This is a genomic window from Pseudomonas putida (genome assembly GCF_025905425.1).
In the GTDB taxonomy this organism is placed as follows: Bacteria; Pseudomonadota; Gammaproteobacteria; order Pseudomonadales; family Pseudomonadaceae; genus Aquipseudomonas; species Aquipseudomonas putida_AF.
In genome coordinates this window covers 3,215,003-3,229,220 of record NZ_CP109603.1, presented here as the reverse complement: position 1 = coordinate 3,229,220, position 14,218 = coordinate 3,215,003, and the positions used below count along the sequence as shown (strand labels likewise).

The following is a 14,218-nucleotide window of genomic DNA, read 5'->3' as shown; positions in this document are numbered from 1 at the left end:
CGTCAGTGGCTGACAGATTTTTCGCGTTTGGCGGCTTGTTCGAGCATCTGGTTGAGTCGAGCAACCTGTTGACGCAACTGATCGCGCTCTTGTTTCAGCTGGGACAGTTCATCACGGCGCACCGAGACGTAGAGTGTCTGGATGGGAGTCGCTGGCATCAAAGTACCCATTGCTCACCTCGCAATTGGTGGAGACATTTTCAAGCGTAGTCGCTTCACGCGGGGCGCATTCTGAATTCTTTCGCCGCCCGTGGGAACTTTTTTGTTTATCGTGGTCTTGCCGTTCGTCGCTGAACCCTTCGGCGGTACGCTGGACTAATCTGAAACGCTGAACTGTGTCGTCATCTATTTAGAAAGGGGAGCATCGGCTCATGCAACTGGGAATCGTCGGGCTGGGCCGCATGGGCGGCAATATCGCAAGGCGCCTGATGCGCGCCGGCCATCGCACCGTGGTGCACGACCGCAACCGTGACACCGTCGTTGGGCTGGAGGGCGAGGGTGCCCAGGGTGCTCACGACCTTGGTGCCCTGGTACAAAAACTAAAGGCACCGCGCGCAGTGTGGGTGATGCTGCCGGCCGGGGAGCCTACCGAGCAGACCATCGCCCAGCTCGCCGAGCTGCTGGAACCGGGCGATGCAATCATCGACGGCGGCAACACCTTCTATAAAGACGACATGCGCCGTGCGGGCGAATTGGCCAAACGTGGCCTGCATTATCTGGACGTAGGTACCTCAGGGGGTGTGTGGGGCCTGGAGCGTGGCTACTGCATGATGATCGGTGGCGAAAAGGACGTGTTCGAACGCCTCGAACCGCTGTTCAAAGCGTTGGCGCCCGGTGTTGGCGACATCCCGCGCACCCATGGCCTTACGGGTGAGCACCAACGCGCCGAGCATGGCTACATCCACGCCGGCCCGCCAGGCGCCGGGCACTACGTGAAAATGGTCCACAACGGCATCGAGTATGGCCTGATGCAGGCCTATGCCGAAGGGTTCGACTTGCTGCGCAGCAAGGGTGGCAACGAGCTGCCCGAAGAGCAGCGTTTTGACCTCGACGTGGCCGAAATCGCTGAAGTCTGGCGGCGCGGCAGCGTGGTGACCTCGTGGCTGCTCGACCTCACCGCCGACGCCTTGGTGGCCGACCCGCAGTTGGCACAGTTCAGTGGCTCGGTGTCCGACAGTGGCGAAGGCCGCTGGACCATCGACGCTGCCGTCGAACAAGCCGTGCCGGTGCCGGTACTGTCCAGCGCGCTGTTCGCACGCTTCCGCTCGCGTCAGCAGCAGGGTACCTATGGCGACAAGATTCTCTCGGCCATGCGCCTGGGCTTTGGTGGCCATGTCGAGAAGAAAGGCGAATGACTAAACAGACGATCCCAGCCGCGCCCCCCTGCACCCTGTTTCTGTTCGGCGCCAATGGCGACCTGGTCAAGCGCCTGTTGATGCCGGCGCTGTACAACCTCAGCCGCGACGGCTTGCTGGACCGCAACCTGCGCATCGTTGGCGTCGATCACAATGCCGCCACCGCCGAGGCGTTTGCCGAACGCCTGCACGCGTTCATGCTGGAGCGAGACAAGGGCAGTGAAGGGGGCGCCAAATGCCTGGACGACAAGCTCTGGGCGCGCCTGGCCAAACGGCTGGACTACCAGACCGGCGACTTCCTTGACCCGGCCACGTACCAGGCGATTGCCAAGCGCATTGAGGCAACGCGTCATGGCAACGCGATTTTCTACCTGGCGACGTCGCCGCGCTTCTTCCCCGAAGTGGCCCAGCGCCTGGGCCAGGCCGGCCTGCTCGACGAATCTGGCGGGGGCTTTCGTCGCGTCGTCGTGGAGAAGCCTTTCGGTACCGACCTTGCCAGCGCCGAGGCACTCAACGCCTGTTTGCTCAAGGTGATGGGCGAGCGGCAGATCTACCGCATCGACCATTACCTGGGCAAAGAGACGGTGCAGAACATCCTGGTCAGCCGCTTCTCCAACGGCCTGTTCGAGTCGTTCTGGAACAACCACTACATCGATCACGTGCAGATCACCGCCGCCGAGACTGTTGGCGTCGAGACCCGTGGCGCGTTCTATGACAACACCGGGGCCCTGCGCGACATGGTCCCCAACCACTTGTTCCAGTTGCTGGCGATGGTTGCCATGGAACCGCCAGCGGCCTTTGGCGCCGATGCGGTGCGTGGTGAAAAGGCCAAGGTGATCGGTGCCATTCGCCCGTGGTCGACGAAAATGGCGCTGAAAAACTCCGTGCGCGGTCAGTACAGCGCTGGCAAGCAGGGGCGCAAGCGCTTGGCCGGTTATCGGCAGGAGACCAACGTCGCCGAAAACAGCCAGACCGAAACTTATGTAGCGCTGAAGGTGATGATCGACAACTGGCGCTGGGCCGGCGTGCCGTTCTACCTGCGTACCGGCAAGCGCATGAGTGTGCGCGATACCGAAATCGCCATCTGCTTCAAGCCCGCGCCTTATGCGCAGTTTCGCGAATCGGAGCTGGAACGGCCCAAGCCTAATTACCTGAAAATCCAGATCCAACCCAATGAGGGCATGTGGTTTGACTTGCAGGCCAAGCGCCCGGGGCCAGAACTGGTGATGGAGAACGTCGAGCTGGGCTTTGCCTACAAGGACTTCTTCAAGATGACCCCGGCGACGGGGTACGAGACGCTGATCTACGACTGCCTGACCGGTGACCAGACCCTGTTCCAGCGCGCCGACAACATCGAGAACGGCTGGCGCGCGGTGCAGCCGTTTCTCGATGCCTGGGCCAAGGAAGGGGAGGTGCATGAGTACCCGGCGGGTGAGGATGGGCCCGAGGCGGGCAATGAACTGCTGACCCGGGACAAGCGGGAGTGGCACCGCCTGGGGTGACCTGATCAAGCGGTGTTGCCTGTACTGGCCTTTTCGCGGGCAAGCCCGCTCCCTCAGGTATCACGCCAGTCTTGAGCACTGAGCAGAACCTGTGGGAGCGGGCTTGCCCGCGAAAAGGCCAGTACAGGCAACAGACCCGGCTCAACTGAAAGGAGATCCAATGCCCGCAGCTATCGAAGACTACGCCCTGCTCGGCAATTGCCGCAGCGCCGCCCTGGTCAGCCGCGATGGCTCGCTCGACTGGCTGTGCCTACCGCGCTTCGACGCCCCAGCGGTATTCGCAGCGCTCCTGGGCAACGAAGAAAACGGCCGTTGGCGCCTGGCCCCCTGCGACCCGGTCGAGCACACCCGCCGGCAATACCTGGACGACACCCTGGTACTGGAAACCACCTGGGTCACTGCCTCGGGCCGGGCCCGCGTGCTAGACCTGATGCCCCTGGGCGAGGTCAACTCGGTCATCCGTATCGTCGAAGGCCTTGCTGGCGAAACCAACTTCGAAATGGACCTGGTGATGCGTTTCGACTACGGCCGCAGCGTGCCGTGGGTGGAGCGGCTCGACCCGTTGACCCTCAGTGCCGTCGCCGGCCCAGACCGGTTGATCCTGTGCGGCACCGTGCCCCCGCATGCCCGCGACCACCACACCGTCGCACGTTTTCGCGTGGGTGCTGGTGAGCGCCACGTATTCAGCTTGCGCCACCAACCCTCGCACCTACCCGTACAGCCTGACTGTGATGTCGAGGCTGCCCTGGGGCGCACCATCGACCAATGGCAGGCCTTTGCCGCCCGCTGCCCGGAGGTCGGTCCGTATACCGCCCTGGTGCGTCGTTCGCTGCTCACCCTCAAGGCGATGACCTACGCGCCCACCGGCGGGATCGTTGCCGCGGTTACCACGTCGTTGCCCGAACGTATCGGCGGTGAACGCAACTGGGACTACCGCTTCTGCTGGCTGCGCGACGCCACCATGACCTTGTTGGCGTTCATGAACCTAGGCTATTTCGACGAAGCCCAGGCCTGGCGTGAATGGCTGCTGCGTTCGGTCGCCGGCAACCCCGAGCAGATGCAGATCATGTACGGCCTGGCCGGCGAGCGCGACCTGCAGGAATACACCTTGCCATGGTTGGCCGGCTACGAGCACTCGCAGCCGGTGCGGGTGGGCAATGCGGCGTCGGGGCAGCGGCAACTGGATATCTACGGCGAGCTGGCCGATGCCATGAGCCAGGCAATCAAAGGCGGTTTGCCCCGCCACCCGCGCAGCGCCGCGATTGCCCGGTTGATCCTGCCGTATGTCGAGCGCATCTGGCGCGAGCCCGATGAAGGCATTTGGGAAGTACGCGGCCCCAGGCAGCATTTCGTGCACTCCAAGGTAATGGCCTGGGTGGCATTCGACCGCGCCGCAGGGTTGGCCGACACCACCGAAGAGGATCGCGCGCGCGGGCGACATTACCGCCAGGTGGCGGATGAGATCCATCGGGAAGTGTGTGAAAACGGGCTGGATCCCAGCGGCACCTTTTTCGTGCAGGCCTATGGCGCCAATGAGCTGGACGCCAGCCTGCTGCACATCGCCTTGACCGGTTTTTTGCCAGCGGATGACCCTCGTTTTCTGCGCACCCTGCAAGAAATCGAGCAGCGCCTGCTGAAAAATGGCTTGCTGTTGCGCTATGACACTGACAGCTGCAGCGATGGCCTGACCCCGGGCGAGGGCACCTTCCTGGTGTGTTCGTTCTGGCTCGCCGACGTCTATGTATTGCTGGGCCGGCAAGCCCAGGCGCAGGCCCTGTACGAACGGCTGAGCGGCCTGTGCAACGACCTGGGGTTGCTGGCTGAACAATACGACCCGGCCGGCAAGCGAATGCTGGGCAACTTCCCACAGGCGTTCAGCCATATCGGCATCATCAACACGGCACTGAACCTGCACCGTGCGCAATGCCCGGCCCGCGATCGGGCGCGTTGTGGATAGCTCTGCTTATGCGCAGCGACTGAAGTAGACTGGGGCATACCCCTCGGCAAGGAGCACGCATGAGCGTTCGTGGCCACGATCGGCAGATCGACAATATCGAATTCAACGTCGGCGATATCGCACGGAGCAAGGCCTTTTATGGCAGCGTTTTCGGCTGGCGCTTCACGGATTACGGCCCCAGTTATACAGAGTTCAGCGATGGCCGCCTGACCGGTGGCTTCACCACGGGTGAGCCAGTACGCCCGGGTGGCCCGCTGGTGATCCTTTATGCGGACGATCTGGACGCCACGCAGCGGCGGATCGAAGCGGCCGGTGCGGTGATCAGCCGGGCGACGTTTTCGTTCCCGGGCGGGCGACGGTTCCACTTCGTCGACCCGGACGGCTACGAACTGGCGGTGTGGACGGCCCAACCTTAATGGCCAACCACAAGATCGAGATCCGTCGGCGCAACATCGAGAAAATTCTCCAGGCCGCGGAAAAGGTGTTCGCCGAGAAGGGCTACGGTGCCACCTCGATGGGCGATATCGCCGAACAGGCCGAGTTGCCGCGCTCTAACCTGCATTACTACTTCAGCACCAAGGACGACCTGTTCCGCGCAGTGCTGCAGGACTTGCTGGATGTGTGGAAGCAGGATGCGCTGTGCTTCGAGAACTTCGATGACCCGCGGGTGGTGCTCACCAGTTACATCCGCGCCAAGATGGGCCACTCACGTTCACGGTCGCTGGGCTCCAAGATCTGGGCGGAAGAAATGCTGCACGGGGCGCCCGTGCTGGGCGTGAGCCTCGATGAAAGCCTGGTGCCGTGGGCGAAGCTGAAGGAGGCCAAGATCCGCCGTTGGGTGGAAGAGGGGCGCATCCTGCCGGTGGAGCCGTCCGCCTTGCTGTACATGATCTGGGCATCGACCCAGCATTATGCGGATTTCGGTTATCAAGTGGCGTTGCTCAATGGGGGCGAGCCCTTGTCGGACATGGCGTTTGAAAACGCGGTGCAGACGGTGACCCGTGTCATCCTGCGTGGTATTGGCCTGGAGCCTTGAGCATGACGGTGAGTGAACGTGCGGTACGCAGCATCCATGATGTACATGATCTGATTCATGCGGTATTTACCCGGCCCCCGGCACAGACCGAGGCGCTTCGGGGTGAGTTGATGGCGGCGTTTGCCGACGGTTTCAGCATGGTGACCACGGCGGGCGCGATTGTTGGCCGCCAGCAGGTGGGGCAGTTGTTCGAGCGGGCGGCAGGGGCTCGGCCAGGGCTGGAAATCGACGTCAGCGAGGAGCAGGTGGTGTGGCAGGCGGGGGCGAGTGTGGCGGTGCGCTACAAGGAGACCCACCGCTTGCAGGGGCAGGAGACTGCGCGGTATTCGCTGGCGATTGTCGAGTGTGACGAGCAGCGGGTGGTGTGGGTGTACCTGCATGAGACAGCGGTGGTTTGACCAGAGTTGGGGCCGCTTCGCAGCTCTTCGCGGGGCAAGCCCGCTCCCACAGGATTGCACCGCTCTTGAGGGCTGTACTTTTCCTGTGGGAGCGGGCTTGCCCCGGCATTTTCAGCCTCAGCTGGCCTCGCGATAGGGGTTACGCGGATCCTGTGTCCAGTTCAGATAAGGCTTGCCGGTCTCCTGCGCCACCATGTCGATGCAGTTCTCCACCGGGCAGGTAATCTGGCACAGGTTGCACCCCACGCATTCCTCCTCGATCACGCTGTAGAGGTGGGTACCGTCGGCCTTGGCCGTGCTGGCAATGGCCTGGTGCGATGTATCCTCGCAGGCGATATGGCACCGCCCGCAACCAATGCACGCGTCCTGGTCGATGTGCGCCACCGACTTGTAGTTGATGTCCAGGTACTTCCAGTCGGTGGTGTGCCCCACCGCCTGCCCTCTGAACGCCTCCAGGTTGCGGTGCCCGTGCTGGTCCATCCAGCGGGCCAGGCCATCTTTCATGTCTTCGACAATGCGGAACCCGTGCAGCATCGCCGCCGTGCACACCTGCACGGCGCCACTGCCCAGGGCGATGAACTCGGCAGCGTCTCGCCAGTTGCCAATGCCACCGATGCCGCAGATGGGCAAGCCACGTGTCTCCGGATCGCGGGCAATCTCCGCGACCATGTTGAGCGCGATCGGCTTGACCGCCGAACCGCAGTAGCCGCCATGGGTGCTCTGATCGCCAACAATGGGGTGGGCCACCATGCGGTCCAGGTCGACGCTGGTGATCGAGTTGATGGTGTTGATCAACGACACCGCATCCGCCCCGCCACGGTGCGCCGCGCGGGCTGACTGGCGAATGTCGGTGATGTTGGGCGTGAGCTTGACGATCACCGGCAGGGTGCAATAGGTCTTGCACCAGCGGGTGACCCGCTCCACATACTCCGGCACCTGGCCGACTGCCGCGCCCATGCCGCGCTCAGGCATGCCGTGAGGGCAGCCGAAGTTCAGCTCGATACCATCGGCACCCGTGGCCTCCACCAAGGGCAGGATGAACTTCCAGGACTCTTCCACGCACGGCACCATCAACGACACGATCAACGCGCGGTCGGGCCAGTCCTTCTTCACCTGGGTGATCTCGCGCAGGTTGATCTCCAACGAGCGGTCAGTAATCAGTTCGATGTTGTTGATGCCCTGCACCTGGCGGTTGGGGCCGTAGTGCGCCGAGTAGCGCGACGACACGTTGACCGCCGCCGGGTCCTCGCCCAGGGTTTTCCAGACTACCCCACCCCAGCCAGCCTCGAAGGCGCGGACCACGTTGTAGGCCTTGTCGGTGGGTGGCGCCGAGGCCAGCCAGAACGGGTTGGGAGCCTTGATACCGGCAAATTCGATAGACAAGTCGGCCATTTACGCTGCCTCCACGTTGAGCATGAGTTGGGCATGGATGGCTTCAGCGGCCAGCTTGCCGTGCTGCACGGCCTGGACAGTAAGGTCCTGGCCAAGGGCGGTGCAGTCGCCGCCCGCGTAGACACCCGCAAGGCTGGTGCGCAGGTGCGCATCGACGCGGATGCGTTCACCGTCGCGGGCCAGTTGCGCGGCCACGGGGTCACCCAGGCTTGCGTCGTCGAAGCGCTGGCCGATGGCCTTGAAGATCGCATCGGCGGCCAGCTCGAAGGTTTCGCCGGTGTCGCGCAAGCGCCCATCAGCAAGCTCGGTACGGGCGAAGCGCATGCCGCGCACTTTGCCGGCGTCGTCCAGCAATACGGCGTCGGGGCGTGCCCAGGTGTGCAGGCGCACCTGGTTGGCCTTGGCGATGTCCTGTTCGTGGCCGGTGGCGCCCATGTCGGCGTGGCCGCGGCGGTACACCAGGTTGACGTCACGGGCGCCCAGGCGGCTCATCTGCACGGCCATGTCGATGGCGGTGTTGCCGGCGCCGATCACCACGCAGCGGTCTGCCAGCGGCAATTGGCTCAGGTCATCGGCCTGGCGCAGTTCGCGAATGTACTGCGTGGCGGCGAGCACCCCAGGTGCCTCTTCATCGGCCAGGCCGAGCTGGCGCACCGCATTCAGGCCAAGGCCAAGGAACACCGCATCGTACTGATCGCGCAGCTCGCCCAGGCCCAGGTTGTCACCCAGGCGTTGACCGTGGCGGATTTCAATGCCGCCGATACCCAGCAGGAACGCCACTTCGCGCTGGGCGTAGTCGTCCACCAGCTTGTAGCGGGCAATGCCGTATTCGTTGAGGCCACCGGCTTTTTCGCAGGCTTCGAACACCACCACATCGTGCCCATGCATGGCCAGGCGGTGCGCGCAGGACAACCCCGCTGGGCCTGCGCCGACCACGGCGATGCGCTTGCCGGTGGCGGGTGAGCGGGTGAAGGGGTGTTCGGCGAAGTGCGCGTTGTCCAGGGCGTAGCGTTGCAGCTGGCCGATCAGCACCGGTGCGCACTCCTGGGCGTTGTTGCGCACGCAGGCTTGCTGGCAGAGGATTTCAGTCGGACAGACACGGGCACAGCTGCCGCCGAGGATATTGGCCGACAAAATGCGTTCGGCGGCGCCTTGCAGGTTCTCGTCACTGATGCGGTGGATGAACGAGGGGATGTCGATCTCGCTCGGGCAGGCATTGACGCAGGGGGCGTCGTAGCAATACAGGCAGCGTGCGCTTTCCACGGCGGCCTGGCGGGCGGTGAGGGGAGGGGCGAGATCGCCGAAGCGCTCTGCCAACTGGTCGGCGCCGGCCCGGGGGCGCGGCAAGTGGTTAAGGGCATCGATCACGGTTGTAGCCTCTCTATTATTATGTCGGGCTTGGAGTGGGGCGCTGTGCGCCCAATCCCCGGCAAGCCGGCTCCCACAGGGACAGTGATGTCCTGAAGTGTGGTGCTACCTCTGTGGGAGCTGGCTTGCCTGCGATGGGCTGCGCAGCAACCCCAATGGCTTCAGCGCTGAACGGGTGTCGGGCGCTGCTGCTCGGCGCGTCGGCCCAATACCTCGTACACCGAGGGGTAGGCCGGGCGCTCCACGTAACGACCGGCGCCAGGTTCGGCGCGCAGATCGCCATCGGCCCACAGCACACGGCCCTGGCTGATGGTGTGGCTGGGGATGCCGCGAACGGTGCGGCCTTCGAAAATGTTGAAGTCCACGCGCTGGTGGTGGGTCTGCGCCGAGATCGTCCGCGTGCCCTGCGGGTCCCACAGCACCAGGTCGGCATCGGCACCGACGCGGATGGCGCCCTTGCGCGGGAACAGGTTGAAGATCTTCGCGGTGTTGGTGGAGGTGAGTGCGACGAACTCCTGCATCGACAGGCGCCCACTGTTGACCCCGGCATCCCACAGTACCGCCATGCGATCCTCGATACCGGCGGTGCCATTGGGGATGCGGCTGAAGTCATCCCGGCCCATGGCCTTTTGTTCGGCGCAGAAACAGCAGTGGTCAGTGGCGGTGGTGTGCAGGTTGCCCGATTGCAGGCCGCGCCACAGGGCTTCCTGGTGTTCCCGTGGGCGGAAGGGTGGGCTCATCACGTAGCCGGCGGCAGTGGCCCAGTCTGGGTTGCGGTAGACGCTGTCGTCGAGCAGCAGGTGGCCGGGCAGTACTTCACCGTACACCGGCTGGCCTTTGGCCCGGGCGTAGGTGATCTCGTCCAGCGCTTCGCGGCTTGAGATGTGCACCACATACAGTGGCGTGCCGATGGTTTCGGCAATGCGGATGGCGCGGCTGGCGGCTTCGCCTTCGACCTGCGAGGGGCGCGACAAGGGGTGCGCCTCGGGGCCCGTCATGCCCTGGGCCAGCAGTTTTTTCTGCAGGTGGTAGACCAGCTCGCCGTTCTCGGCATGCACGGTGGGCACCGCGCCCAGTTGCAGGCAGCGCTCGAAGCTGGCCACCAGGGTGTCGTCGGCCGCCATGATGGCGTTCTTGTAAGCCATGAAGTGCTTGAAACTGTTGACCCCGTGATTGGCCACCAGCTCGCCCATTTCTTCAGCGACCTGCTCGCTCCACCAGGTGATGGCGACGTGGAAGCCGTAGTCGCAGGCGCTTTTTTGCGCCCAGCCACGCCAGGTGTGGAAGGCCTCCAGCAAGGACTGCTGCGGGTTGGGGATGACGAAGTCGATGATCGAGGTGGTACCACCGGCCAGGCCTGCGGCGGTGCCGCTGAAGAAGTCCTCGCTGGCCACGGTGCCCATGAACGGCAGTTGCATGTGGGTGTGCGGGTCGATGCCGCCAGGCATCAGGTACTGGCCACTGCCGTCGAGGATTTCGCAGTCGGTAGGCGGTTCGATGTTTGCGCCAATGGCCGCTATCAGGCCATCGAGACACAGCACATCGGCGGTGTAGCGCTCTTCGTGGGTAATAACGGTGGCACCACGGATCAACAGGGACATGCCGTCTTCCTCGCAGGCTGACCGGTCTGAGCCGGTTCTTGAATTGTTATATGCCAGTGACTGCCAGTGGTTGAAGGGTAGCCTACAATCCTGTCAGACCTGACAAGAATGGAATCTAGATGGTGATTTAGGATTGTTCAAGAAAATAATTTATGAGCTTATATCTTTCGTAAATTATTGATATTTAACTAATTATTGTTCGAATCACCAAAATGGTGAGGCCTTTCACCATTTTGACGCACTTGACAAGAAGCCAAATTGGTCAAGATTTTCCATGCAAAATCAGCTGCTTGACAGCGGGCCAGAAGACGCCTGCCGCACGGCTGAAAAACCAGGGTGCACCGGTTTGAAACACGCACCGGGCGCAGGTTTGGCTTAAGTGGGCGCAACAGGCAGGCGAAGGGATAACCGTGCTTTCGCTTTGCGCCGATAAATGCCTTGCAGTTCAGTCGATTACCTCCGGTCGGCGGCAGCCACCCGGGACGGCGCAGGCCAACCCGGCACGTAATTTGAGTACGGCCACAACCGCCAGGTCGGACCGGAGGAGCAGTACGGGTGGTGTGTGTACTCCGGCCATCGCTTTAGCCCGATGAGCAAACAATTAGAAAAACCTGGAGAAGGCCCCATGCAACAGAGCAGATCGCAAGTGATCGAGCAGGATGGCCTGTTCGAGCTGGAGGCAGGCACTGACGTGCTCGACAGCTCGCGCTACAACCACGACATCGCGCCCACCAAGGTACACCAGCGCACCTGGAACAAATGGCACATCACCGCCCTGTGGGTGGGCATGTCCATCTGCGTGCCCACCTACACCCTCGGCGGCGTGCTTACGGCCTACTTTGGCCTGAGCGTGGGCGAGGCGCTGCTGGCGATCCTGCTGGCCAACCTCATCGTACTGATTCCACTGACCCTCAACGCCTTCCCTGGCACCAAGTACGGCATCCCCTTCCCGGTGCTGCTGCGCTCGTCGTTCGGCATTCTTGGCTCCAACGTGCCGTGCCTGATCCGCGCGGTGGTCGCCTGCGGCTGGTTCGGTATCCAGACGATGTTCGGCGGCCTGGCCATTCACCTGTTCCTCGGCTCGATGTTCGATAGCTGGAAGGCCCTGGAGGGCACCGGAGAGGTGATTGGCTTCATGATCTTCTGGGCCCTCAACCTGTGGGTGGTGCTGCGCGGGGCGGAGTCGATCAAGTGGCTCGAAACGCTTTCGGCACCGCTGCTGGTGGCGGTGGGCGTGGGCCTGCTGTTCTGGGCGCTGCCGCACATGTCGATGACCGAGTTGTTGGCGCAGCCGCCCAAGCGGCCAGAGGGCGCCAGCGTGGTCAGCTACTTCTGCGCCGGGCTCACGGCCATGGTCGGCTTCTGGGCCACGCTGTCGCTGAATATTCCCGACTTCAGCCGCTATGCCAAAAGCCAGAAGGACCAGATTCTCGGGCAGATCTTCGGCCTGCCGCTGACCATGTTCCTGTTCGCCGCCCTGGGTGTGGTGCTGACCGCAGCTTCCGCTTCGCTGGTAGGTGAGACGGTCTCCGACCCGGTCAGCCTGATTGGCAAGATCCAGAGCCCAGGCTGGGTTGCGCTGGCCATGGCACTGATCGTGATCGCCACGCTGTCGACCAACACGGCGGCGAACATCGTGTCGCCCACCAACGACTTCCAGAACATCGCGCCGCGCCTGATCGGGCGTAGCCGTGCGGTGTGGCTGACCGGTTTTATCGGTTTGGCGCTGATGGGCCATGAATTGCTCAAGAAGCTGGGTTTGATCGTCTCGGACCTGAGCCTTGAGAGTGTCTATTCCAACTGGTTGCTGGGGTATTCGAGCCTGCTCGGGCCGATTGCCGGGATCATGGTGGTGGACTACTTCCTGATCCGCCGCCAGCGCCTGGACCTGGCCGGGCTGTACCGCGACGACGTGTACCCGGCCTGGAACTGGGCGGGGTTCGCCGCGTTCGGGGTGCCGGTGGCGCTGACCGTGATGTCGATCGGCAACAGCAGCTTCAGCTGGTTCTACGACTATGGCTGGTTCACCGGTTCGCTGCTGGGTGGGGCGCTGTACTACGTCCTGGGTGGCTTGGCGGCGCGCAGCCCCGCGCGGCTGGCCAAGCCGTTGCCTTGAAACCGAGTTTGCCTCTTCGCGGGCAAGCCCGCTCCCACTGGTCACCGCAGGTTCAATGTGGGAGCAGGCTTGCCCGAAGAGGCCTTGATAAACAACAAAAAAGCCTGAGGGGAAAACCCATGACTGCAGTCAAAGATGTCCTGAAGACTACCGCCCGCCACGTCGACAGCGCGCGCCTGTGGCAATCGCTGATGGACCTTGCCCGCCTCGGCGCCACGGCCAAAGGCGGGGTCTGCCGGCTGGCGCTGACCGACCTCGACCGCCAGGCCCGCGACCTGTTTGTCGCGTGGTGCGAGGCGGCCGGTTGCACCGTCAGTGTCGATGCAGTCGGCAATATTTTCGCCCGTCGCCCGGGGCGCAACCCCAAGTTGCCACCGGTGATGACCGGCAGCCATATCGATACCCAGCCCACCGGCGGCAAGTTCGATGGCTGCTACGGGGTGATGGCCGGGCTGGAGGTGATCCGCACCCTCAACGACCTGGGCGTGGACACCGAAGCGCCGTTGGAAGTGGTGGTGTGGACCAACGAGGAAGGCTCGCGGTTTGCCCCCTGCATGATGGGGTCTGGGGTGTTCGCCGGTAAGTTCACGCTGGAGGAGACCCTGGCCAAGCGTGATGCACAGGGTGTCAGTGTTGGCGAGGCGCTCGATGCCATCGGCTACGCTGGCCAGCGCGCGGTGCTTGGGCACCCGGTGGGGGCTTATTTTGAAGCGCATATTGAGCAGGGGCCTATTCTCGAAGACCAGGCCAAGACCATCGGCGTGGTGCTCGGTGCCCTCGGCCAGAAGTGGTTCGACCTGACCCTGCGCGGCGTCGAAGCCCATGCCGGCCCGACGCCCATGCACCTGCGCAAGGATGCCCTGGTGGGCGCGGCGGCGGTGGTCGAGGCGGTCAACCGCACCGCTCATGCTCACCAGCCGCATGCCTGTGGTACGGTCGGGTGCCTGCAAGCTTACCCAGGGTCGCGCAACGTGATTCCGGGTGAGGTGCGCATGACCCTGGACTTCCGTCACCTTGAAGGCGAGCAATTGGATGCGATGATTGCCGAGGTGCGAGGGGTGATCGAAAGCACCTGCGCCAAGCATGGCCTGACGCATGAGCTGACCCCCACGGCGGATTTCCCGGCGTTGTACTTCGACAAAGGCTGCGTCGATGCCGTGCGCGATTCGGCAAGTAATCTTAGCCTGCCGCACATGGATATCGTCAGTGGTGCCGGGCATGACGCGATCTTCCTGGCCGAGTTGGGGCCAGCGGGGATGATTTTCGTGCCTTGCGAGAATGGCATCAGCCATAACGAAATCGAGAACGCCACACCGGAGGACCTGGCGGCGGGTTGTGCGGTGTTGTTGCGGGCGATGCTGGCGGCTTCGGAAGCGATTGCCAATGGGCGGTTGGCGGCGTAGGGGTATGTATTGATCGCAGGCAAGCCAGCTCCCACAGGTACCTGGGAGCTGGCTTGCCCCGCGAACACCGGCGAAACCGGTGCCATGCACC

The 14,218-nt window shown here is 63.3% G+C and carries 12 protein-coding genes; 8 read left to right on the top strand and 4 right to left on the bottom strand.

What is annotated here, in order from left to right:
• Nucleotides 1-2: 2 nt before the first annotated feature.
• Complete coding sequence (locus OGV19_RS14395) at nucleotides 3-170, bottom strand: DUF6026 family protein (RefSeq protein ID WP_264309391.1); 168 nt, start codon at nucleotides 168-170, stop codon at nucleotides 3-5.
• Nucleotides 171-370: 200 nt separating this feature from the next.
• Between OGV19_RS14395 and gnd the strand changes: the two genes are divergently transcribed.
• From gnd to OGV19_RS14365, 6 genes are all read left to right on the top strand, one after another.
• Nucleotides 371-1,354, top strand: coding sequence for a phosphogluconate dehydrogenase (NAD(+)-dependent, decarboxylating) (gnd, locus tag OGV19_RS14390; protein ID WP_264309390.1), 984 nt, complete (start codon nucleotides 371-373; stop codon nucleotides 1,352-1,354).
• Complete coding sequence (zwf, locus tag OGV19_RS14385) at nucleotides 1,351-2,856, top strand: glucose-6-phosphate dehydrogenase (RefSeq protein ID WP_264309389.1); 1,506 nt, start codon at nucleotides 1,351-1,353, stop codon at nucleotides 2,854-2,856. Before gnd ends, zwf begins: the two co-directional genes overlap by 4 nt.
• A 160-nt stretch (nucleotides 2,857-3,016) precedes the next feature.
• Nucleotides 3,017-4,813, top strand: a complete 1,797-nt coding sequence (locus OGV19_RS14380; RefSeq protein WP_264309388.1) for a glycoside hydrolase family 15 protein — start codon at nucleotides 3,017-3,019, stop codon at nucleotides 4,811-4,813.
• A gap of 59 nt (nucleotides 4,814-4,872) precedes the next feature.
• The gene (locus tag OGV19_RS14375) at nucleotides 4,873-5,229 is read left to right on the top strand and encodes a VOC family protein (protein WP_264309387.1); all 357 of its coding nucleotides are present in this window, start codon (nucleotides 4,873-4,875) and stop codon (nucleotides 5,227-5,229) included.
• Nucleotides 5,229-5,849, top strand: coding sequence for a TetR/AcrR family transcriptional regulator (locus OGV19_RS14370; RefSeq protein ID WP_264309386.1), 621 nt, complete (start codon nucleotides 5,229-5,231; stop codon nucleotides 5,847-5,849). The genes OGV19_RS14375 and OGV19_RS14370 overlap by 1 nt, the downstream gene beginning before the upstream one ends.
• Before the next feature lie 2 nt (nucleotides 5,850-5,851).
• Nucleotides 5,852-6,247 carry a DUF4440 domain-containing protein gene (locus OGV19_RS14365; RefSeq protein ID WP_264309385.1) on the top strand — a complete coding sequence of 132 codons (396 nt, stop codon included), beginning with the start codon at nucleotides 5,852-5,854 and terminating at the stop codon, nucleotides 6,245-6,247.
• A 117-nt stretch (nucleotides 6,248-6,364) separates the two neighbouring features.
• Here the strand turns inward: OGV19_RS14365 and preA are convergent, their stop codons facing one another.
• From preA to hydA, 3 genes are all read right to left on the bottom strand, one after another.
• Entirely contained in the window at nucleotides 6,365-7,639 is a 1,275-nt protein-coding gene (gene preA / locus OGV19_RS14360; protein WP_264309384.1) for an NAD-dependent dihydropyrimidine dehydrogenase subunit PreA, read from the bottom strand.
• Complete coding sequence (locus tag OGV19_RS14355; RefSeq protein ID WP_264309383.1) at nucleotides 7,640-9,007, bottom strand: NAD(P)-dependent oxidoreductase; 1,368 nt, start codon at nucleotides 9,005-9,007, stop codon at nucleotides 7,640-7,642. It abuts the gene before it with no gap.
• Between the two features lie 161 nt (nucleotides 9,008-9,168).
• Entirely contained in the window at nucleotides 9,169-10,608 is a 1,440-nt protein-coding gene (gene hydA, locus OGV19_RS14350) for a dihydropyrimidinase (protein ID WP_264309382.1), read from the bottom strand.
• 625 nt (nucleotides 10,609-11,233) lie between these two features.
• Between hydA and OGV19_RS14345 the strand changes: the two genes are divergently transcribed.
• Nucleotides 11,234-12,724, top strand: coding sequence for an NCS1 family nucleobase:cation symporter-1 (locus tag OGV19_RS14345; RefSeq protein ID WP_264309381.1), 1,491 nt, complete (start codon nucleotides 11,234-11,236; stop codon nucleotides 12,722-12,724).
• A 119-nt stretch (nucleotides 12,725-12,843) separates the two neighbouring features.
• Entirely contained in the window at nucleotides 12,844-14,127 is a 1,284-nt protein-coding gene (locus OGV19_RS14340; protein WP_264309380.1) for a Zn-dependent hydrolase, read from the top strand.
• The last annotated feature ends 91 nt before the right edge of the window (nucleotides 14,128-14,218 follow it).